We start from the raw sequence: 20,932 nt of genomic DNA on the forward strand, positions 1-20,932 counted from the left end.
CCATGTCAAACGGTCCGATTTTATGTGTCGATGATGAACCCTACAACCTTGGCATCCTGCGCATGGCGTTAAAAGGGCGTCATTCCCTTGCCTTTGCCCGTAGCGGTCAGGAAACCCTATTGGCCGTGGAAAAACACAATCCGGCATTGATCTTACTGGATGTGCAGATGCCTGACATGGATGGATACGAAGTGTGTCGCCGACTCAAAAGTAATCGTGAGAGGCAGGATATTCCGATCATCTTCGTCACTGGGATGAGGCAAGAAATCGACGAAAAAGCCGGGTTCGACGTCGGCGCGGTGGATTACATTACCAAACCCATTTCAGTACCTATCGTACAAGCCAGGGTGCAAACTCACCTGTCGCTGGTGCGGACCGATAAACTGGAAAAAAGTTATCACGATGCGATCCATATGCTCGGCAAAGCCGGTCATTACAACGATACCGACACTGGCGCCCATATCTGGCGCATGGCGGCATACAGCCGTTCTCTAGCCGAAACGATAGGCTGGAACGAGGAGCGCTGCAACCTGTTGGAACTGGCTGCGCCCATGCACGATACCGGCAAAATCGGCATCCCAGATGCTGTATTGAAAAAGCCGGGCAAGCTGGATGCGGAAGAATGGCGGATCATGAAGACCCACACAACCATAGGGCATGGCATCCTTAAACAAAGCGAGGCACCGTTATTTCAGCTTGCCGGTGAAATTGCGTTATACCACCATGAAAAATGCGATGGCAGTGGATATCCGTATGGCTTGTCGGCGCAGGAGATTCCTGAGTCCGCGCGGGTTGTGGCGGTTGCTGATGTATTTGACGCCCTTTCCATGAAACGTCCCTATAAAGAGGCGTGGCCTTTGGATAAGACACTGGATTTCCTCAAGGAAAATGCCGGAACACATCTCGATAGTCGCTTAGTCCAGGCGTTCATGGATATTCTGCCAAAAATTCTAGATATTAAAACGGAATGGGATACCCGCGAACTTACGTTGGAAGGAAACCTTTTCTAGGTTTCACTGCTATTGCGATTAAGGGTAAAGACATCAGTGATAGGCTGATCTCAATGACTTTTTCTCAAGTAGCCTGCTTCGATTGAACAAATAAAAACTGTGTTCAACGAATGGCTGTTCAGCATAAAAAATTGCCATTTGAAAAACTGGATCAAGCGTCTCCTTTCGGGCGATAGCGCCAATCCACTAATCCCAAAAGTAGTCATTCAACCAGCGTAATCCTATCGGAATGTGCGGCCGTGGCGCGAACGAAATTCGCGGTTGTTTTTGAGCGGAATAGTTAGCGGTATCAGATAGGAATGCGATTTGTGGGGCCGCAATTTTTAATCCTTCTTCAGTTCCCGGTTTCTCCTGTCTTTTGGTACAGCTCTTGCTGGGTAGCTAACCGAGCCTTGAAACGGCCGGGAATTTAAGCATTTCCTGTAGTCTTCATAACATTGCTCAAGCTCGAATGTTCGATGGCCGACAGCCGCTCGGTAAAGTGGTTAGTCTTAAGTGTCAATCGAACGTCCGCATAACAAATTTCAAGAGGATTAGACCATGGCTGAATTTTTTATTGAGATAAGTGCCCAGGAAACCGGCGAGCATCTGGTTCACAAATCGACTTGCTCGGCGCTGCCGGCCAAGGATGCGATTTACTACCTGGGATCGATCAGCAATGTGGTAAGCGCGGCGAAGAAAGCCAGCGAGCGATTCACCAAGCCTACCGCATGTCCGCAGTGTTCGCCGGTGTGATTTTGTCGATGAAACGCGTTATTGCAATTTGAATAGTCTTTGACGGGTGGATTGCCGGCCGGCAATCCACCCGTCACTGCGTTACGGGTTAACGGCTTCGCTATCGATCACTGCCGCCGGCCGTTGTTCGCCCTTGCCGATTTCCAGTAAATCCCAGAATAGCAAACCGCCGCCTACCGCAGTCATCAAACCGAATACCATGCGCCAGATCATCGCCTGCATGAACCAGGGGTGATTTTGCGCAGCGAAATAGCCGGCCCAGGTCGAACCTTCCACCGCGCGTTCGATAAACGATTGCTCGTAGCCGGCGATCAATAAAGCCACCGTCATGCCCATTACGCCCAAGTTCAAGAGGACAGCAGCGGTTTTCCAGCGCCAGCCGTTGGCAAGCCCGCCGCCCATCCAGACGTTACCGCGCGCTTGCTGTGCGGCCAGATAAAAGAAGGCGATGTTGATGGTGGCATAAGCGCCGAAGAAAGCTAAATGACCATGCGAAGCCGACCATTGCGTGCCGTGGGTATACAGATTGATTTGCGGCAGCGTATGCATAAAGCCCCAAACGCCGGCGCCGAGAAAGTTACCAAAGGCGTGGGCGATGATCCAGGCCAGGGCCGGGTGGTTGCTGTTTTTAAATTTATGCGCGCCGGCATCGTAAATCGAATGCACCACCATTGCGACCAGCGGAATTGGTTCCAAAGCCGAGAAGAAGCCGCCGATGGTGAACCAATATTCCGGCGTACCGATCCAGAAATAGTGATGGCCCAAGCCTAAAATGCCGGAACCGAACATCAACGCCACTTCGATGTACAGCCAGGTTTGCACGACTTTGCGGCGCACGCCCAGCAATTTCATCAAGCTCCAGGCCATGATGCAACCCACCAGCACTTCCCAGGTGGCTTCCACCCACAAATGGATCACCCACCACCACCAGTATTGATCGACGGAAATGTTGGTGACGTAAAACATGCCGGCCAGATACAAGCCGGCCAAGGCTACCAAATCCAGGGTTAACACCCCGGCGATTCCCGACCATTTACCTTTAGAAAAGGTGGCCGCCACGTTGTAAAAGAAGGTCAGCATTACCACGACGATGCCGATGTCGGCCCAGCGCGGCGCTTCGATGTATTCGCGGCCTTCGTTAATCAACCACAGCGAGGTGTCGGTGCCGCTGCCGATTTGAATCAGCAAATAAACCAAGACCACGATGGTGACAGCGCCAGTCAGCACCCAAAACGCCAGTTGGCCCCATTTCAGGCCAACGATCTCGACGCCGCTTTCGTCTTCCAGAAACCAGTACACCGAGCCGAGAAAGCCGTACAGCAGCCACACCACCATCGCGTTGATGTGCACCATGCGGTTGACGTTGAAATCCAGGATTTCGTACAAAAAGCTCGGGAAGATGAACTGCAATCCGGCCAGTAAACCAAATAGCAATTGCGCCATAAACAACACCATGGCGACGGTAAAATAATGCACCGCCAGTTTTTGTCCGCCGCTTAAATTCGGATTGGCCATGAACTCGGCATGAGTTTGTTTGCAACCGGCCCAGCAGGCGGCCGTTTTTTCTTGATAGGCTTGTAGCGTCATTTATTTGTCCTCTTCGCCGAGTGCGATAAAATTATGCGGGAAGCCGTTGGTGTCGATAGACGACATCCATTTCAGGAAGGCGACGATGGCTTCTGCTTCCGGCGGCGTGATGTCCAGATTGGGCATCTTGCGGTTGGAGCCGTAAGTGCGGGCATTTTTTTCCGGATCGAGCAGGAAATTCACCATCATCTGTTCGCGCGATTCCTTAGCGCCCCAGCCCTGATCCAGCCAGGCTTTGGTCAAATCCGGTGCGTAATAGGCGCCGTTGCCGAGCAAGGTATGGCAATTCATGCAGTTTTTGGCTTGTACGGTCTTTTTGCCGTGATCGACCAGTTTTTCCGCTTCTTCTTCGCTTAAGGTTTTGCCGAACAAGGGTGCGTCATCGCCTATGGTCGGTTGATAGCGCTGTTTGGCCTTGTCGAAGCGGTAGCTGACGTCTTTGTTAATCACGCTATAAGCCGGCACGCGCGGGCCGCCAGCGCTGATTTGTTTCATCGAATCGAAGCTTAAAATTACTAAAAGCACAAAAGAACCGCCGGTGACCCAGATCGCGGTTTTTTTCCAGAATGTTTCCGACGCCCAGCGGGGCGGGATTTGCTCAGTCATGATGACCTCCAGATTGATGAGAGTGATGAGTGTCTTCGTCGTGCGTCGCGGCGCACAGCTTCCAGATCAGCCGTGGCATCCAGCCGTAGCCGAGTACCATTAACAACGACAGCAGCAGCCAATAATCGTTAAAATGATTGACGTAGCTGAATACGCCGACGCAAATCAGCAACCCGGCGTAGATTAACCAGGCGGCAACCCCGAACGCGCGGCGGCCGCTGATCTTGGACCAGGCGTACAACGCGGCATACACGGTAGCCAGCAAGATGATCAATGCCGCACTGAAAAAGCTCAGGAAAAAATCGGACAGGGCAACGGGTTCGATCAACATTAAATTTTACCGCCGGAAAGTTTTATAACATGCGTTTAAAATGCAACTTTTTGGCAAGTGTAAGCGTCATTAACATTTATTTCAAATACGGCTTTAACTGAACTCACCGACATGCAATTGACTGCACACACCGATTACGCGCTGCGCGTACTGATTTATCTGGCTATCAACACCGAAAAACGGGTAACCATTACGGAATTGGCCGAATTTTTCGGCATTTCCAGAAACCACTTGGTCAAGGTGGTACACAAACTAGGCGTAAAAGGTTTTGTGCAAACTGTGCGCGGCAAGGGCGGCGGCATTCGCTTATCCCGGCCGGCGCGGGAGATCAGTGTCGGCAATGTGGTGCGGGAAGTGGAGGGGCACTTTCAGATGGCCGAATGCTTTAATCCTAAAAAACAGGGCCGTTGCGCTCTGGAGAGTGGTTGCGGGTTGATAGGATTGTTAGGCAGCGCTGTAGAACAGTTTTTACAGACTTTGGATAAGGCGGTTTTGAGCGATTTGGTGCCCGGCCCCCTGTCGGGTGGCTTGGACGCAGTACTGCCAAAACAGGGCTAAGGCATTGCAATGAGTAGGATGGGTAGAAGCGATAGGCGAAACCCATAGCATCAGTTTTAGGATATTTGATGGGTTTCGTTTGGCTCTACCCATTCTACCGTTGTCAATAAAAGGCTATTACCCGGAATGCTAGTTCCTCCATTTCAACCTAGCCTTGGGCTGGTTTTGCTCGGTTAGCGGTAGGCCCCAACGTATGGATTGCTGCGCATTTCCGCGCCAAAAGTAGACATCGGACCGTGGCCGGGGATGAATTTCACATCCTCGCCCAAGGGCCAGAGTTTTAACTGAATTGAGTCGATCAAGGTTTGATAGTCGCCCTTGGGGAAATCGGTACGACCTATCGAGCCTTTGAACAACACATCGCCAACCAAGGCCAAACGCTGTTCTTCGCTAAAAAACACCACGTGGCCGGGCGTATGGCCGGGGCAGTGAATCACCTGTAACACTTCGTTGCCAACCTTTACCGTGTCGCCGTCGTTCAGCCAGCGCTGCGGCGTAAAGCTTTTCGATTCAGGAAAACCGAACATTCGGCATTGTTCCGCCAAAGCCTGTATCCAGAAATCGTCTTCCAGATGCGGGCCGATGATCGGTAACGAGAGTTTTTCAGCCAGCTCGGCGACGCCGCCGACATGATCGAGATGGCCGTGGGTGACCAGAATCGATTCCAACTCTACGCCTTGTTTTTTAACGTCCTTCAGCAATACATCGAGATCGCCGCCCGGATCGACCAAGGCGGCTTTATTGGTTTGTTCGCAGACCAGCAAGGTGCAATTTTGTTGATAGGCGGTGACGGGGATTATGGTGTAGCGCATGCTCGGTAAATAGCTGGTTTGCTTGGCTCCCGCTTACGCGGGAGCTGTGGTTTGGTGTATTTAGATGTTCAACAGTAAGTGCGCCGGTGCTTCCAAACATTCCTTGATGATGCCCAAAAATTGCACGGCTTCCTTGCCGTCCACCAAACGATGGTCGTAGGACAAGGCCAGGTACATGATAGGCCGGATGACGATTTCGCCGTTTTCCACTACCGGTCTGTCCTTGATAGCATGCATGCCTAAAATCGCGCATTGTGGCGGATTCAAAATCGGCGTGGAGAGCATGGAGCCGAAGATGCCGCCGTTGGTGATGGTAAAGGTACCGCCGCTGAGGTCTTCGACGCTGATCGAGCCGTTGCGGGCTTTGTTGCCGAAATCGTGAATACCTTTTTCGATGCCGGCAAAATCCAGCTGATCAGCATCGCGCAAAATTGGCACGATCAAGCCGCGTGGCGTGGTTACTGCGATGCCGATGTCGTAATAACCATGGTAGATAATATCGCTGCCGTCAATGGATGCGTTAATCGCCGGAAAGCGTTTTAAGCCTTCAATGGACGCCTTCACGAAGAAGGACATGAAACCCAGCTTGATGCTGTGTTTGGTTTCGAAACGATCTTTGTAGTGATTGCGCAGATCGATGACGGCACTTAAATTAACTTCGTTAAAGGTGGTCAGCATCGCCGCGTTTTGCTGGGCTTGCAGCAAACGTTCCGCAACTTTGGCGCGCAAGCGAGTCATCGGCACCCGCTGTTCCGGGCGCAGGCTGGCGACGGCTGTGGCCGATAACGGCGAGTGGGTTTCCGTTACCGGTGCTGGTGTCGGAGCAGGCGCGGGGTCTTTCGCTTGCTCGTTCAAGAAATCCAACACATCGGTTTTCAGAATCCGACCATGTTTGCCGGAGCCGGCGATGGCTTGCGGATCAAGGTCTTTTTCGGCGACCAGTTTGCGGACAGAAGGGCTAAGGACGGCTTCTTCGGTTTTTTCGGCTACCTGAGCCGGTTTGGCTTGCTGGGCGTCCAGTTTGGCTAGTAGTTGACCGCCAACCACGGTTTCGCCGTCTTGAACCACCAGTTCCACCAGCGTCCCGGATTTGGGTGCCGGTACTTCCAGGATGACTTTGTCGGTTTCGAGATCGGCCAGATTGTCGCCTTCGTTAACCCATTCGCCGGCCTGTTTGTGCCATGCGACTAAGGTGGCATCGGATACGGATTCGGGAAGGCTGGGGACCAGAATTTCAAAGCTCATGTGTATTTCCTTCGTTGCTGCCATAGAGTGCGGCGTTTACCACGGCGCGTTGTTCATTGAGATGGGTTTTGTAATTGCCGACCGCCGGTGACGCCGAGGCGACCCTGCCGGCATAGCTGATCGGAATATTCTTGTCTAGCAAATCGAAAAAATGGTGCTTGCTTTGGTACCAGGCGCCTTGGTTTTTCGGTTCTTCCTGACACCAGACAATATGTTCGATATTCGGATATTTGTCGATTTCGCGTTTGAATTGTTCGTTGGGAAAAGGATAGAGCTGCTCAATACGAATAATAGCGACATGGCGCAGTTGTTCCTGATCCAGGCGGCGAGCTTCCAATAGATCGAAATATACCTTGCCGGCGCACAACACTATGCGGGTGACATGGTAAGGATCGATATCGTCCTGTTCGCCTATCACGTTTAAAAATTCGCCATGGGTCAAATCGCTCAGCGTCGATACCGCCAGCTTGTGTCGTAGCAGGCTTTTTGGGCTCATTACGATAAGCGGCTTACGATATTGGCGCAACATTTGCCGGCGCAATAGATGAAAAATTTGCGCCGGTGTAGTGGGGACGCAGACTTGAATGTTGTGGTCGGCGCATAACTGTAAATAGCGCTCCAGGCGAGCCGAAGAATGTTCGGGGCCTTGACCTTCAAAACCGTGCGGCAGCAGCATCACCAAGCCGCTGAGCTTGCCCCATTTGGTTTCGCCGGAGGAAATGAACTGGTCGATTACCACTTGCGCGCCGTTGGCGAAATCGCCGAATTGCGCTTCCCATATCACCAGTTTATTCGGTTCGGTGGAGCTGTAACCGTATTCAAAACCCAAGACGCCGGCTTCCGAGAGCAGCGAGTTGAAGATTTGCGCGCGGCCCTGGTCTTCACTTAGGTGTTTGAGCGGGATGTAGTTTTCGCCGTTGGCCTGATTCAGCAAAATAGCGTGGCGATGCGAGAAAGTGCCGCGGCCGATGTCCTGGCCGGTCAAGCGCATATTGTATTTTTCCAGTAGCAGCGTCGCATAAGCCAAATTTTCCGCGAAGCCCCAATCCATCGGGATTTCGCCGGCCGCCATTTTATTGCGGTCTTCCATTACCTTGGCCACTCTAGGGTGCAACTCAAAACCTTCAGGCAAGCTTTGCAGGCGTTGGTTGCAGAATTGGAGATGCTCTAGGCTTATCGAGGTGTCGGCGGGCGTGTCCCAATGTTTGTTTTGATACGGTACCCAGCGCGCCGAATAGGAATAGATGTTGTTTTCGATAATCGGCCGCGAAACCGGTTGGCCTTCGTTGAGCAGTTGTTGGTAGTCCTGCTCCATTTTCTGCACCATGTCTTCCGTGACCACGCCTTCCGCAATTAATTTCTGCGCATAGATTTGCGGTGGGGTTTGGTGATCGCGGATGGATTTGTACATCATCGGCTGGGTAGCGGCCGGTTCGTCCGCTTCGTTGTGGCCGTGGCGGCGATAGCAAATCAAGTCGATTACCACATCTTTATGAAAGGTGTTACGGTAATCCAGCGCCAGTTGCGTAACGAAAATCACCGCTTCCGGATCGTCGCCGTTGACGTGAAATACCGGCGCCTGAATCATGTTGGCCACGTCGGTGCAATACAGCGTGGAACGAGCGTCGAACGGGTTGCTGGTCGTAAAGCCGATTTGGTTGTTGATGACAATATGCACGGTGCCGCCGGTGGAGAAGGCGCGCGTTTCCGACATGTTCAAGGTTTCCATGACAATGCCTTGGCCGGCAAAAGCGGCGTCACCGTGAATCAAGATCGGCAGGATCGCATCGAAACCATCCGGACCGTGCCTATCTTGGCGGGCTTTTACCGAGCCTTCCACCACCGGGTTGATGATTTCCAGATGCGAGGGGTTAAAAGCCAGCGTCAAATGAATCGGGCCGCCCGGTGTGGCGATATTGGAGGAAAAGCCTTGATGGTATTTGACGTCGCCGGTAAGTACGCCTGGCGAGGAGGTGTGGGTGCCCTCGAACTCGCCGAACAATACCGCCGGACTTTTGCCCAGTATATTAATGAGTACGTTCAAACGGCCGCGATGGGCCATGCCGATCACGATTTCCTTGCCTTTGTGTTCGCCGGCGCGCTGGATCAATTCGTCGAGCACCGGAATAAGGGACTCGCCACCTTCCAGCGAAAAGCGTTTTTGGCCGACATATTTACGATGCAGGAACCGCTCCAGGCCTTCGGCGGCAATTAATAACTTTAACAGCCATTGGCGTTTTTCCGGATGGCTGCTGAAATCCGGTTTCGCGCCTTCCAGCTTATCCTTGATCCAACGCTTCTTTTCGTCATCGACGATGTGCATGTATTCGCTGCCGATGCTGCCGCAGTAAATCTCGTTAAGCGTTTGAATAATCGCTTTTAAGGGCAAGCGGTCGACACCGCACAGGCCGCCGGTGTCGAACAGCGTGCTCATGTCCGCATCCGTCAAACCATAATATATAGGTTCCAAGTCGGCGGGGACGCTTTGCGATTGACCAAGCGGGTTGTTAGAGGCTATCTGATGGCCTTTGACCCGGTAATGATTGATCAAGCGGGCTACCGCCGATTGTTTCTTGACGCTTTGCTCGGTAAAACCTTGCATTCTGGCCAGCCTGCCCGGTTCTGCAATCGCCAGCTTTTCAAAGCGCTCCACAATCACGCTATGCGGCGTATCTTCGGTGGCGCCGCTACGAATGTGGTCGAAGCGCTGTCGCCAGCTTGGGCTGATGGATTCCGGATTGCTCAAGTACTGTTCGTACAAGTACTCGATGAAATGGGCGTTGCCTCCGTACAATGAGGAGGACTCTTCGAATTGTTTAAGCAGGCTACTCATGCAAACATCCAGGTTTTCGGCAAGTTGAACCGATTATGTTAGAACTAAAATGTTATATTACCAAGGACAATGTGTTGTAACGGGCTAGTGCATCAAGTGATTCCAGTTTCATTTGGTTGATTCAATATCGGGAAAAAACATGGCTGATAATAAAGTAGTTATCAAAATTAATTATGATAAGAAACACTCAGGCATAAACACGGAGCCGCAAACGGTAACGGTTTGGCATATTCGTAGGATACTGGTTGCGGTTCTGGCCTTAGTTTTGATACTAATAGTATTATTTTCATGGTTTGGCGGCGCTGACGAAGATAGTGATACTCAGATCGATACCACGGAAAAAGTTCAACAATTTAATACCCCGGATGCTGAAATTGTTGAACGGCAAGAGCCTACGGTAATAGAAAAGCCAGTGCCGGCGATAGTGCCTAAGGAATCAGCCCACTCTGAAAGTGTTAAAAAAATCGACACTGTTAAAAAGCCGGCGGCGATTATATTGGATCGTAAGGTTATCAGAGCGTCTTTAAATAGTGAGCCCAAGGATGATGAACCTGGCGAGCCGATTAAGTCGCCGCTGAGAGTTATTCCTAACCAATCCCAGGAAGTTTTTTATTTTAGCGAGATAAAAAACATGAAGGGCAGATCTTTGTTTCATCGTTGGTCGCGTAACGGTCAAATCGTGCATCAAAAACAATTGGATATGAAAGATAAAATATCCAAGGTGTGGTCCAGTAAAACCTTGTCGGCTAAAGATAAAGGCGAATGGCAAGTACAGTTGACGGACAAGAAAGGCAAGGTATATTCCGAAGTCAATTTTTCAGTAAATCCCGAATAATAGTTTTATTTAGAAACGCCGGGTGATAGAATTGATTGCGTTTTTTGATTAACGAGGAAAATATGACTGACTTTAATAAACTATCCGAAGCCGAATTACAGGCTGTTATTGATAATGCCGAAAAAGCATTAAAAGAAAGACAATCCAGTAAACGTAAGGAAGTTATTACGCAAATTAAGGAATTGGCGGCTTCTATCGGTGTAACTGTCGATATTCAAGACGGCGAGAAGAAATCCGAAAGAAAAACCGGTAAAGTTGCGGCTAGATACCGTAGCCCTAACGATGCGTCTTTAACTTGGTCAGGCCGTGGGTTGGCGCCGAAATGGATGCAGGAATTACTGGCGTCCGGTCGCAATAAAGCCGAGTTTGAAATTAAGTAATCTTCGGATTTAAACCGTTGGCTGGTTCATCCAGTCCTGCAAGCGGTTTGCCACCCAGGCTCCATCGTCCAAACATAGGTCATGCCCCGCCCACGGGTGCGTGAAGATGTCGATTTGCCATTCGTTATGAATGGTGTCGGAACAAGCCGGTGCGACTAAACGGTCGCCCCGGCCGTTCAATAGCAGCAACGGCGTTTCGGGTTTTCTATGATCAGGCTTATATCGCGCTGCGGCTTTCAGCTGTCTGACACAATTCGCAAGACTGATCGGCCGAGCTTGCTGTATGGCGGTCCAGGTTTTGGCTGTTTCCGGGTAATGATCCCGCCGATTACTAACCAGCTGAAGTATCGCTAGTTCCCTGTTGTACAAATCCCTTTCCAGTAATAACTCAATAAACTGCGGATAACTTTGCCAACGCATGCGCCGATAAAACGGGCTTAAGCCGGCAAAGCTGGTATTAACCAGGGCGGCTGCGGCGATGTCTTGCGGATAGCGCTGCAACCATTCCCAGGCTACCATGCCGCCGAGGGATAATGCGAGTAGCGTGACAGGCTTTGCCACTAAACCGTCGGCTAACGCCTGGCGGCGGACTTGTTCCGTTATCGCTTCAATGTTGTCCGGGCTGGGTTCGCGGTAATACCGGCCGGTGCCGGGTAAATCGATAGTGATGACGGTTGATTGTGGAAAAGCTTGCTGCAAAAAATCCGGAAAATTTCCCCAATGTGCAGCCTCTCGGCATAGACCACGCAGTAACAACCAATGTTGCCCGGCTGACTTACGCATACCAGAAATCCATAGCCTGTTGCCGATAGCTCTCTTGTTGCAGACTGTTTAACGTCGCCCATTTTTGCGGGTAAAGCAGGCTGCGATACAAGAAATCGAATAAGGTTAGATGCCGGCGCATAATGCGCTGTTGGCGATGCGGCAGCAAGGGATGGAACAAGCCGTGACGTTGAAACAAATGCGTCGGGCTTTTGCGCAGCCACAGCCAGGAGCCCATCTCCAGGGTTAAGGGTAGAAACACACGCTGTTTGCCGTGCCGGTCGATAAAGTCGTCATATAGATAATCCCATAAGTCGCCGCTGATGACGTATTCCTGGCTCATTGGCTCGATTTTATAGAAATGATGAGGGTAGCAGCGATCAAATAGCTGTTTTAAGCCGTATGCTTCGGCAATGCCCGGAAACGGCGTTTGGCAGGACGCATAGGGAAACCACAATCTATCGTGGATCCCAAACCCTGAATGCAGATCGATAGCAATCGACAAGGGCGCGTTGAACAAATGTTTATGTACCACCCGACACAGCGCCTGAGCCTCTTTTTCCATTTTCGATTCATCGCCGCGATACCAGGGCAGTTTGGCACTGAAACGCTGGCCGCTGTATAGCCGGGTATTACCGATACTTTCGATCGGCGAATTACGCATCAAATCCACGCCATGACCGTTACACCGGGTGCCTCGATAGACGCCAACCGGGTTGACGATGGGTACGAATACCAGGCGTGAATGTTGCAGGCGAGCGTTAAATTCCTCATCCCAATCCAATAATTGCAGGATGGTTTGTAAGTAGGCCAGTATCACTTCCGAGCCGATTTTCTCCAGACCATGCACGCCGCCGAAAAAGGCCAATACCGGGACATCCGGACTGGTTGAGCCTAGGCTGAGGCAATGAATGGGAAATTGCCTGTCTTTATACATTATTTGCTCGACGATCTCGCAACGGGCGCGGTCGCCGAATTGCTCGATCAGCGTTTCCAGCTGTTCCAGCTCCGGGAATGAACGATTTTCCATGAATTCGCGCAACTCTAGCCGGCCAGCGATTTTTCGATGTAGCGTTGTCTTTTCTTGGGCGCGATTTTATCGACCTCCACCATGATCAGGCCGTCGATACAATTGTTGAAGTCCGGGTCGATATTGAAGGCGACGAAATGGCAGCCTTTATCGACGCATAATTCCACGTATTGTTTATAAAGCGTAGGGACTTTCACACCCAGTTTTTTCAGTTCGCTATTCAATACTTTAAAACTGGTTGAGTAATCGGCGCTGAATTCGGTTGCGGCAAATGCCTTGCCTTGTTGCGAAATTACGAATGGCGTTCTTGCCTTGGTGTGCTGTAAATCTGAGGCAAACTGCTGTTGATAAAAGCCGATAATCAGTTCTTTCGCGGCCTGTGGATAGGCATTGCTGATACTGACCGGGCCGAATAGATATTTGATGTCCGGCCGTTCGCGCAAATAGGCGCCGATGCCGTACCAAAGATAATCCAGGCTGTGTTGTCCCCAGTAGCGCGGTTGCACGAAGCTGCGGCCCAGTTCAATGCTATAGGGTAGATAAGCTTCGAATTCACTGCGCAAATCGAACAAGGTTTGCGTATAAAAACCGTCCACGCCGTGGCTGGCCATAATGGCCGGGCCTTCGCCGACTCGATAGGCGCCGACGATTTCCAGATCGTTGTCGTCCCACAGCACGATGTGGCTGTAGTAAATGTCGAATTTGTCCAAATCCAAGGCCAGGCCGGTACCTTCTTCGACGGTTCTGAAGGTCAGCTCGCGCAGGCGGGCGATTTCCCGCATGACCGGGCAATCGTCCCGAAACTGGTATAAAAAGATCTTCTTGCCGTCGCGGGTTTCGCCAAGCAGACGAGATTGGTACAGCGCCTTCTTCACCGCTTTGGTATCGGAAGGGTGCACCACGGTGGCGACCGTCTCGAATAGCGCGGGTTTGTTTTTCTTGCCAAGGTTTTGCACGTGCTTACGAAAGCGTTGGCTGAGCTGTTTGTTGCTTTCCTCGCTGTCGGCGATGACTTGGTAAGGCACCGGCGCGCCGACCATGAATTTGATTTCCTGACCCTTCTTGTTGAACATCTCCTTAACTAACAGCATCGTGCCCAGCGGTTTGTATAGCGTCGAGGCGCTATAGAACAAGGCCGAGTTCTTGGCTTTAATAAAGATCGGCAGGATAGGGCATTGGGCGCGGCGGGCCAGTTTAATAAAGCCGGATTGCCAGGCGCCGTCGCGGATGCCTTTGGGTGTAATGCGCGAAACCTCACCCGCCGGGAAGAAGATGATGGCTTCTTCGTTTTCGAGCGCATCCAGCATTACTTTGTAAACGTCTTTAAGTTTTTTCTTATCGGACAGCACATCGACCGGCAGAAAGATCGATTGCAAAGGCTCCATGTGCGACAAGACCCGGTTGGCGACAATGCGCACGTCGGGCCGCACGGAGCGAATCAATTTCACCAAAGCCAAGCCATCCAGGGTGCCGATAGGGTGATTGGCGACGATCAGCAAGCGGCCTTCGGAGGGAATGTTGTTATAGCAATCGTTGCTGACTTGATAATTGAATTTGAAGTAATGCAGCAATTTGTCCAGAAAGGCAAAGCCGCGTAGATGTTGGTTTTTGCGGATAACGTCGTTGAAATCGTCTTCGTGGATCAGTTTTTTTAAAGCTTTTACGACCAGTTTGTTGTCTTTACCTAATTGAAAGTCGGGATAGGTTTCTTGCAGTATGCGTTCAGCATCGATCATCGCTCAGTGTCCTGGAAAAAGGAGTATGGCGGGGATTCTAGTGAGCGAATATGTCAGAAATATGTCAGCCGCGGACTGATGAAAAAGCTGATCAACCAACGGTTGGGCGGGGCGTAACGAATTGGAGAAATGGGAAGAGGAGGCTACTGGTGCCGTCAATTCGCAGGTAAGGTGGCGGGTCGGAGCCGGGTGTCCGACCCGATTTTTTTGCTTTTGAAAGTTCCCTATTTACAAAACAACAACCGCAATCAGTGAGCTTTCCGGCCGGGCTTTTCCGGTGTCAACACGGTGTTTTGCGGCGGCTGACTGTTGTCCAGATCCGGATAATCCTTGGTGTAATGTAAGCCCCGGCTTTCCTTGCGCTGTTGCGCGCAGCGGATGATCAGCTCGGCGACGATGACCAGATTGCGCAGTTCCAGCAGGTCGCTGGTGATGCGGAACTGGCCGTAGTACTCGGCGATTTCTTCTTTCAACAAGACTAGCCGGTTCATCGCGCGTTCCAGGCGTTTATTGGTGCGAACGATGCCGACGTAATCCCACATGAAGCGGCGTAATTCATCCCAATTGTGAGCGATCACCACTTCCTCATCCGAGTCGCCGACTTTGGATTCGTCCCAATCCGGCAGCGGCAGCGGTGCCGGTAATTGAGCGAATGTGCGGCGAATGTCCTGATTGGCTTGTTCGGCGAATACCAGGCATTCCAATAACGAGTTGCTGGCCATGCGGTTAGCACCGTGCAATCCGGTGCAGGCGACTTCGCCGATTGCGTACAAACCGGGGATGTCGGTGCGGGCGTTGGCGTCGGTCAATACGCCGCCGCAGGTATAATGCGCTGCCGGTACCACGGGAATCGGTTGCTCACTGATGTCGATGTCCAGTTCCAGGCATTGCATATAAATGGTGGGAAAGTGCTTTTGGATAAACTCTCGCGATTTGTGGCTGATGTCCAGATAGACGCATTCGATACCGTGTTTTTTGATCTCGCTATCGATGGCGCGGGCGACGATGTCGCGCGGCGCCAGTTCCATGCGTTCGTCGTAACGGCGCATGAAGCGCTCGCCATCCGGCAAGATCAAATGCGCGCCTTCGCCGCGCACCGCTTCGCTGATTAAAAACGAACGCGCGGTCGGGTGATACAGGCAGGTCGGATGAAATTGCATAAACTCCATATTGCTGATCCGGCAGCCGGCTCGCCAGGCCAGCGCGATGCCATCGCCGCTGGAAATATGCGGATTCGTTGAATACAGATAAACCTTGTTGGCGCCGCCCGTCGCCAATACCACCACTTTCGCCGCTATCGATTTGATGCTGCCGGATTTGCTGTCCAACACGTAGGCACCGCATATGCGTTGTTCGCTCGCCCCCAACTTGCTGGCGGTGATTAGTTCGACGACGTTGTGGTATTCCAGCAGGGTAATGTTGGGGTGAGCCTGGGCGCGTTCGATCAAGGACAGCGAGACCGCTTTGCCGGTGGCGTCGTCGGTGTGCACAATACGGCGATGTGAATGACCGCCTTCGCGATTTAAATGCAATTGTTTGGCGCCGTCGGCGTTACGCTCTTCGGTAAAATTCACACCTTGTTGCCGTAGCCATTCGATGCTTTGCCGGCCTTGAGCGACGGTCAACCTGACGATTTCCGGGTCGCACAGGCCGGCGCCGGCAATCAAGGTATCTTCGATATGCGATTCGATGGAATCGTATTCTTCGTCGAACACGGCGGAAATGCCGCCTTGAGCGTAGTAAGTGCTGCATTCGGTCAACGCGAATTTGGCGAGCACCGCCACCTTGTAGGTGTCGGCAAGATGGAGCGAAAGACTCAGGCCGGCGCCTCCGCTGCCGGCGATGAGGATGTCATAATAAGAATCAGCGGTATTGATGGGTTGGTTTGCTGTCTGTGTGGTCAACTTTGCGGCCGGATGAATAGTTTTAGCGTTTTTGAATAATATCTGGTTTTAATCCTGCGGTAATTTTTTTTGTGTTGCCAGAACTAATGAGGTTTAATTCTGTCCACTTCAATATCAAAATAGCGCAGTGAACGAACAAGAAAGGAATACCGAAGATCTGGATCAAGAGCTGGTGCGGCGTGTGCAGCAAGGGGATAAATCCGCCTTCGATCTTTTGGTGATCAAGTACCAGCACAAGATCGTCCACTTGGTGAACCGATACGTCAAGGACCCGAGCGAAGCTCAGGATGTGGCTCAGGACACCTTTATCAAGGCTTACCGGGCCTTGGGTGATTTTCGGGGTGACAGCGCCTTTTACACTTGGTTGTATCGCATAGCGATCAACACTGCCAAAAACTATTTGTTGTCGCGTTCGCGCCGTCATTTTGATTACGAGATCGATGTCCAAGACGCCGAACAAGTAGAAAACGCGCCGCAACTGAAAGATATAGAAACGCCTGAAAATTTGTTGATGAATGAACAAATCGTGGCGGTCATTAAATCGGCTATCGAGAGGTTACCAGAAGAGATGCGGATTGCAATTACGCTCAGGGAGTTTGAAGGGATGAGTTACGAGGAGATCGCGGAAGCGATGGATTGCCCCATCGGTACGGTACGCTCGCGGATTTTTAGGGCTCGCGAAGCCATAGACCAAAAATTAAACCCATTGCTCGACTAAAGGTGTATCGATGCAAGAACAACTTAACGAAAAACTTTCTCAACTGATAGACGACGAACTGGATAGTCAGCAGGCGCTGTCGCTATTAAAGTCTTTGCAGAACGACGGCTTGCTAAAAGACAAGTTGCGACGCTATCAAATTGCCAGCCAAGTAATGAAGAGTGGCGAATATTCCCACGTTACCAGCGATTTTGTAGACAAGATCCACGAACAGATTCGGCAAGAACCTACTTACTTCCTACCCCGGAAAAAGTCGGCGGTAAATTGGCAAAAAGCGGCGCTGGCGATTGCCGCTTCGGTAGCGTTGGCCGTCGTATGGGTCAGTAGCAAAGTGGATAAGCAAATGCATAATCCTTTCGCCACGGTCGAGATAGTTGCCCAGAGTAAAGAGGCATCAGCCGAGGAAATGCATGCTAGATTCAAGGATTATCTGGAAGCTCATGATAACGCGATGTATGTCAATAGCGTGCAAGCGGGGCAGCCCTATGCGCGGGTGGTGGGCTATCGGCAGGAATAACCACGTGAGAGTTTTAAAAGCTTTTTTGCTATGCGTTGTTTGCCAAAGCGCTGTTGCCGATAAGGATCAAGTTACGGCGCGGCAATGGCTGGATAATATGAACCGGGCGATGAAAACCCTCAATTATCGAGGTACCGTGATTTTCATGAAAAACGGCCAGCTCGATACGATGAAATATCGGCACAGTGTCGAAAACGGCGTTGAACAGGAGCACTTGGCGTCGTTGAATTCGCCGATGCGGGAAGTGACTCGCAAATCTAACGAAGTGACCTGCGTGTTTAAAGAAACCAGTCAGAAAGTGGTGAATCACCATCCGCTTGACAGCTCGTTTATCGTCAATTTGCCGCAGAACACCGCAACCCTGGAAAAATATTACCAACTAGGTTTGTCCGGCCAGGAATCTATCGCCATGTTGCCGACGCAAATCGTTAGTGTCGAACCTACCGATGCGCTGCGTTACCCGAGAAAAATCTGGGTGGATACCCAGCATTTTTTGCCGCTGAAAGTAGAAGTTTACAATTTAGACGGCAGCATCCTGGAACAAGTAGTCTTCACCGATTTAATGACCGATTCATCAGCCGAGCCCCATGCCGGCAATGTCGACGACAACAGCTTTCATGTCAAACACATCCACGCTACTCAAGCCGAACCGTTTGAAAATGCCAGATTCGTGTTGAAGAATTGGCCGGCAGGGTTTGAGCCGGTATTTTTTATTCGCAATTCCATCCAGCAATCTCAGAAAGCTGTGGATCATCTATTGATTAGCGACGGTTTCTCTACGGTGTCGGTGTATCTGGAAGCCAAAGAATCACAAGGTATGAACGGTTTGCATAGTCTGGGTTCTGTCAATTCTTTCAGTAAGGTGATTGGCGATACGCAATTCACCGTATTGGGCGAAGTACCCGCCAAAACAGTCGAGCTAATTGCTGACGGCATAGCGCTACGTTAGCGTGTCCTTTTTGTAACAAATCAAATGTATGAGTGGAGATTACATGCTTAATAAGCTGTTTTATGGAGTTTTGATATTTTTAGTGGCGATTGATGCAAGCTATGCGCAACTGCCTGATTTTACTGAAATGGTGAAAACCAACGGGGATGCTGTGGTCAATATCAGTACTACCCAAAAGGCTGCCGATCCGCAGGCCGGCGTCGATCAGCAGCAAATGCCGGAGGATATGCCACCGGAAATGGAGGAGTTTTTTCGACGGTTCTTCCAGGGGCCCGGGCGTGGTGGTAATACTCCACGAGAAACCAATTCCCTGGGGTCAGGGTTTGTGATTTCCAAAGACGGATACGTATTGACTAACCACCACGTGGTCAACAATGCGTCCGAGATTGTCGTCAAATTAAAAGACCGCCGGGAGTTGATCGCCAAATTGATCGGCTCCGACGAAAGTACCGATGTGGCCTTGTTGAAGGTAGAGGCGAAAGATCTGCCGGTCGTGGAAGTCGGCGTTCCCGATCAATTGCAAGTGGGCGAGTGGGTATTGGCCATCGGTACGCCGTTTGGTTTTGATCAATCCGTCACCGCCGGCATCGTTAGTGCCAAAGGGCGCAGTCTGCCGGATGGCAACTATGTGCCTTTCATCCAAACCGACGTGGCCATCAATCCGGGCAATTCCGGCGGCCCCTTATTCAATATGCAAGGCAAGGTAGTAGGGATTAACTCGCAAATCTACAGCCGTTCCGGCGGCTACATGGGTTTATCGTTTGCGATTCCTATCGATGTGGCGATGAACGTGGTCGAACAAATCAAGAGCAAGGGTAAAGTCTCGCGCGGCTGGTTGGGTGTACAAATCCAGGATGTGACCCGGCAGTTGGCGGAGTCGTTTGGCATGGATAGACCGCACGGTGCATTGGTATCAAAAGTTATTCCAGGCGGCCCTGCAGAAAAAGCCGGTATTCAAATCGGCGATATTATTGTCGAATTTAATGGTCAAATAATCGAAACTTCCGGCGAATTGCCGCCTAGAGTGGGCATGACGCCTATCGATGAAAAAGCCAAGGTTAAAATCATTCGCCAAGGTGATAAGCAGGATCTGAGTGTGAAAATCGGTTTGCTGCCTGCGCAACCTTCCTCTTTGGCAAACGCGCCCGCCGCCGCCCCTGAAGTGGCCGTGAATCGACTGGGATTGGCTGTTGCTGATTTGACCAGCGAACAACGCCAGCAATCGCAGGTGGAAAAAAACGGCGTATTGGTCCAAAAAGTTAATAAAGGTATTGCGATGGATGCCGGCATCCAGCCTGGTGACATTATTTTACGCATTCAAAATAATGTGGTGCGCGATGCCGCCGAGTTTAATTCCATCGTCGCGAAATTACCGGTTGAAAAATCGATAGCACTTTTGGTACAACGTAACGGCAGTCCGGTGTTTTTAGCGTTTAAAATCGAGAAATAATTGAGGTAACTCAATGCCTACCGCCAGCAATGTAACGCAATTGATCGGCAATACGCCCTTAGTGAAATTACATAAAGTTGTGTTGGAAAACTCCGCGACTGTGCTGGCAAAGTTGGAATCGAGAAACCCCGGCGGTTCAGTCAAGGACAGAATCGGTCTGGCCATGATTCAAGCCGCCGAGAAAGCGGGGCGCTTGCGCAACGGCGGTACTATTGTCGAGCCGACCTCCGGCAATACCGGTATTGCTTTGGCCATGATCGCCGCTGCGCGCGGTTATCACTGCATTTTGACGATGCCGGAAACCATGTCTATCGAGCGCAGGCAATTATTGGCATTGTATGGTGCGGAAATCGTGTTGACGCCGGGTGCTGAAGGTATGACCGGTGCAATTGCCAAGGCGCAGGAAATCGTCAGGCAAACGCCGGGGGCATTTATGCCCCATCAATTCGAAAATCCCGCTAACCCGGAAGTTCACAGACAAACCACTGCCCAGGAAATCTGGTCTGCTACCGATGGTCAACTTGATGCCTTTGTGTGCGGGGTGGGTACCGGCGGTACCATTTCCGGGGTTGCCGACGTGATCAAAAACCGTAAACCGCAGTTTCAAGTGATTGCGGTGGAGCCGGCCGAGTCCCCGCTGATCTCTGGCGGCACGCATTCGCCGCATAAAATTCAGGGTATAGGGCCCGGTTTTGTGCCCAAGAATCTGGAGGTTGATCTGTTGGATGGCATTGAATTAGTCACCACGGCAGAAGCCTTTACGATGCGCAAAAGGCTGATCCAAGAAGAAGGCATAATGGCCGGTATTTCCTCGGGTGCCAGTGTTTGCGCGGCGGTGCGCGTCGCCGCACAGATGGGTGCCGGTAAAACCGTGGTGACCATTATTCACGACACCGGCGAGCGCTATTTAAGTATGAGCTAACGCCGTTTTATC

Annotated in this window: 20 protein-coding genes; 10 read left to right on the plus strand and 10 right to left on the minus strand. The window is 51.3% G+C overall.

Going from position 1 to position 20,932, the window contains the following annotated elements; all coding sequences use genetic code 11:
- The first annotated feature begins 2 nt into the window (after positions 1-2).
- Positions 3-1,010 carry an HD domain-containing phosphohydrolase gene (locus A1332_RS11070; protein WP_064008551.1) on the plus strand — a complete coding sequence of 336 codons (1,008 nt, stop codon included), beginning with the start codon at positions 3-5 and terminating at the stop codon, positions 1,008-1,010.
- A 540-nt stretch (positions 1,011-1,550) separates the two neighbouring features.
- Entirely contained in the window at positions 1,551-1,745 is a 195-nt protein-coding gene (locus tag A1332_RS11075) for a hypothetical protein (protein WP_064008552.1), read from the plus strand.
- An 81-nt stretch (positions 1,746-1,826) separates the two neighbouring features.
- On the opposite strand, the gene A1332_RS11080 is transcribed toward A1332_RS11075, so the two are convergent.
- The 3 genes from A1332_RS11080 to A1332_RS11090 are packed head-to-tail and all read right to left on the minus strand — an operon-like array spanning position 1,827 to position 4,269.
- A complete protein-coding gene (locus A1332_RS11080) occupies positions 1,827-3,332 on the minus strand; it encodes a cbb3-type cytochrome c oxidase subunit I (protein WP_197491442.1) in 1,506 nt (501 codons plus the stop codon).
- Positions 3,333-3,938, minus strand: coding sequence for a c-type cytochrome (locus A1332_RS11085; protein WP_064008553.1), 606 nt, complete (start codon positions 3,936-3,938; stop codon positions 3,333-3,335).
- Positions 3,931-4,269 carry a hypothetical protein gene (locus tag A1332_RS11090; RefSeq protein WP_082879646.1) on the minus strand — a complete coding sequence of 113 codons (339 nt, stop codon included), beginning with the start codon at positions 4,267-4,269 and terminating at the stop codon, positions 3,931-3,933. Before A1332_RS11090 ends, A1332_RS11085 begins: the two co-directional genes overlap by 8 nt.
- 111 nt (positions 4,270-4,380) lie before the next feature.
- Here A1332_RS11090 and A1332_RS11095 point away from each other — a divergent pair, with 111 nt between their 5' ends.
- Complete coding sequence (locus A1332_RS11095; protein WP_064008554.1) at positions 4,381-4,827, plus strand: Rrf2 family transcriptional regulator; 447 nt, start codon at positions 4,381-4,383, stop codon at positions 4,825-4,827.
- Positions 4,828-5,000: 173 nt separating this feature from the next.
- Here A1332_RS11095 and A1332_RS11100 read toward each other — a convergent pair whose 3' ends face one another.
- From A1332_RS11100 to A1332_RS11110, 3 genes are read right to left on the minus strand one after another with little or no spacing between them, the layout of a single operon-like run.
- Complete coding sequence (locus tag A1332_RS11100; protein ID WP_064008555.1) at positions 5,001-5,639, minus strand: MBL fold metallo-hydrolase; 639 nt, start codon at positions 5,637-5,639, stop codon at positions 5,001-5,003.
- 60 nt (positions 5,640-5,699) lie between these two features.
- A complete protein-coding gene (gene odhB, locus A1332_RS11105) occupies positions 5,700-6,884 on the minus strand; it encodes a 2-oxoglutarate dehydrogenase complex dihydrolipoyllysine-residue succinyltransferase (protein ID WP_064008556.1) in 1,185 nt (394 codons plus the stop codon).
- Positions 6,874-9,717, minus strand: a complete 2,844-nt coding sequence (locus A1332_RS11110) for a 2-oxoglutarate dehydrogenase E1 component (RefSeq protein ID WP_064008557.1) — start codon at positions 9,715-9,717, stop codon at positions 6,874-6,876. Before A1332_RS11110 ends, odhB begins: the two co-directional genes overlap by 11 nt.
- A gap of 139 nt (positions 9,718-9,856) precedes the next feature.
- Here A1332_RS11110 and A1332_RS11115 point away from each other — a divergent pair, with 139 nt between their 5' ends.
- Positions 9,857-10,552, plus strand: a complete 696-nt coding sequence (locus A1332_RS11115; RefSeq protein WP_064008558.1) for a DUF2914 domain-containing protein — start codon at positions 9,857-9,859, stop codon at positions 10,550-10,552.
- Positions 10,553-10,614: 62 nt separating this feature from the next.
- Positions 10,615-10,932 carry an H-NS family nucleoid-associated regulatory protein gene (locus A1332_RS11120; protein ID WP_064008628.1) on the plus strand — a complete coding sequence of 106 codons (318 nt, stop codon included), beginning with the start codon at positions 10,615-10,617 and terminating at the stop codon, positions 10,930-10,932.
- A gap of 9 nt (positions 10,933-10,941) precedes the next feature.
- On the opposite strand, the gene A1332_RS11125 is transcribed toward A1332_RS11120, so the two are convergent.
- From A1332_RS11125 to nadB, 4 genes are all read right to left on the minus strand, one after another.
- Positions 10,942-11,715 carry an alpha/beta fold hydrolase gene (locus A1332_RS11125; RefSeq protein WP_064008559.1) on the minus strand — a complete coding sequence of 258 codons (774 nt, stop codon included), beginning with the start codon at positions 11,713-11,715 and terminating at the stop codon, positions 10,942-10,944.
- Positions 11,708-12,724, minus strand: coding sequence for a M14 family zinc carboxypeptidase (locus tag A1332_RS11130; RefSeq protein WP_064008629.1), 1,017 nt, complete (start codon positions 12,722-12,724; stop codon positions 11,708-11,710). Before A1332_RS11130 ends, A1332_RS11125 begins: the two co-directional genes overlap by 8 nt.
- Before the next feature lie 14 nt (positions 12,725-12,738).
- A complete protein-coding gene (locus tag A1332_RS11135) occupies positions 12,739-14,460 on the minus strand; it encodes a lysophospholipid acyltransferase family protein (RefSeq protein WP_064008560.1) in 1,722 nt (573 codons plus the stop codon).
- A gap of 248 nt (positions 14,461-14,708) precedes the next feature.
- A complete protein-coding gene (gene nadB, locus A1332_RS11140; RefSeq protein ID WP_082879647.1) occupies positions 14,709-16,364 on the minus strand; it encodes an L-aspartate oxidase in 1,656 nt (551 codons plus the stop codon).
- A 127-nt stretch (positions 16,365-16,491) separates the two neighbouring features.
- Between nadB and rpoE the strand changes: the two genes are divergently transcribed.
- The 5 genes from rpoE to cysK are packed head-to-tail and all read left to right on the plus strand — an operon-like array spanning position 16,492 to position 20,920.
- Positions 16,492-17,082 carry an RNA polymerase sigma factor RpoE gene (gene rpoE / locus A1332_RS11145; RefSeq protein ID WP_064008561.1) on the plus strand — a complete coding sequence of 197 codons (591 nt, stop codon included), beginning with the start codon at positions 16,492-16,494 and terminating at the stop codon, positions 17,080-17,082.
- Positions 17,083-17,092: 10 nt separating this feature from the next.
- On the plus strand, positions 17,093-17,599 hold the full coding sequence (locus tag A1332_RS11150; RefSeq protein WP_064008562.1) for a sigma-E factor negative regulatory protein: 507 nt from the start codon (positions 17,093-17,095) through the stop codon (positions 17,597-17,599).
- A gap of 4 nt (positions 17,600-17,603) precedes the next feature.
- The gene (locus A1332_RS11155; RefSeq protein WP_064008563.1) at positions 17,604-18,548 is read left to right on the plus strand and encodes a MucB/RseB C-terminal domain-containing protein; all 945 of its coding nucleotides are present in this window, start codon (positions 17,604-17,606) and stop codon (positions 18,546-18,548) included.
- 43 nt (positions 18,549-18,591) lie between these two features.
- Complete coding sequence (locus A1332_RS11160; RefSeq protein WP_064008564.1) at positions 18,592-19,998, plus strand: DegQ family serine endoprotease; 1,407 nt, start codon at positions 18,592-18,594, stop codon at positions 19,996-19,998.
- A gap of 13 nt (positions 19,999-20,011) precedes the next feature.
- Positions 20,012-20,920: a cysteine synthase A gene (cysK, locus tag A1332_RS11165; RefSeq protein WP_064008565.1), complete on the plus strand. Its 909-nt coding sequence runs from the start codon at positions 20,012-20,014 to the stop codon at positions 20,918-20,920.
- Positions 20,921-20,932 lie beyond the last annotated feature (12 nt).

Source organism: Methylomonas methanica (assembly GCF_001644035.1).
Lineage (GTDB): Bacteria > Pseudomonadota > Gammaproteobacteria > Methylococcales > Methylomonadaceae > Methylomonas > Methylomonas methanica_A.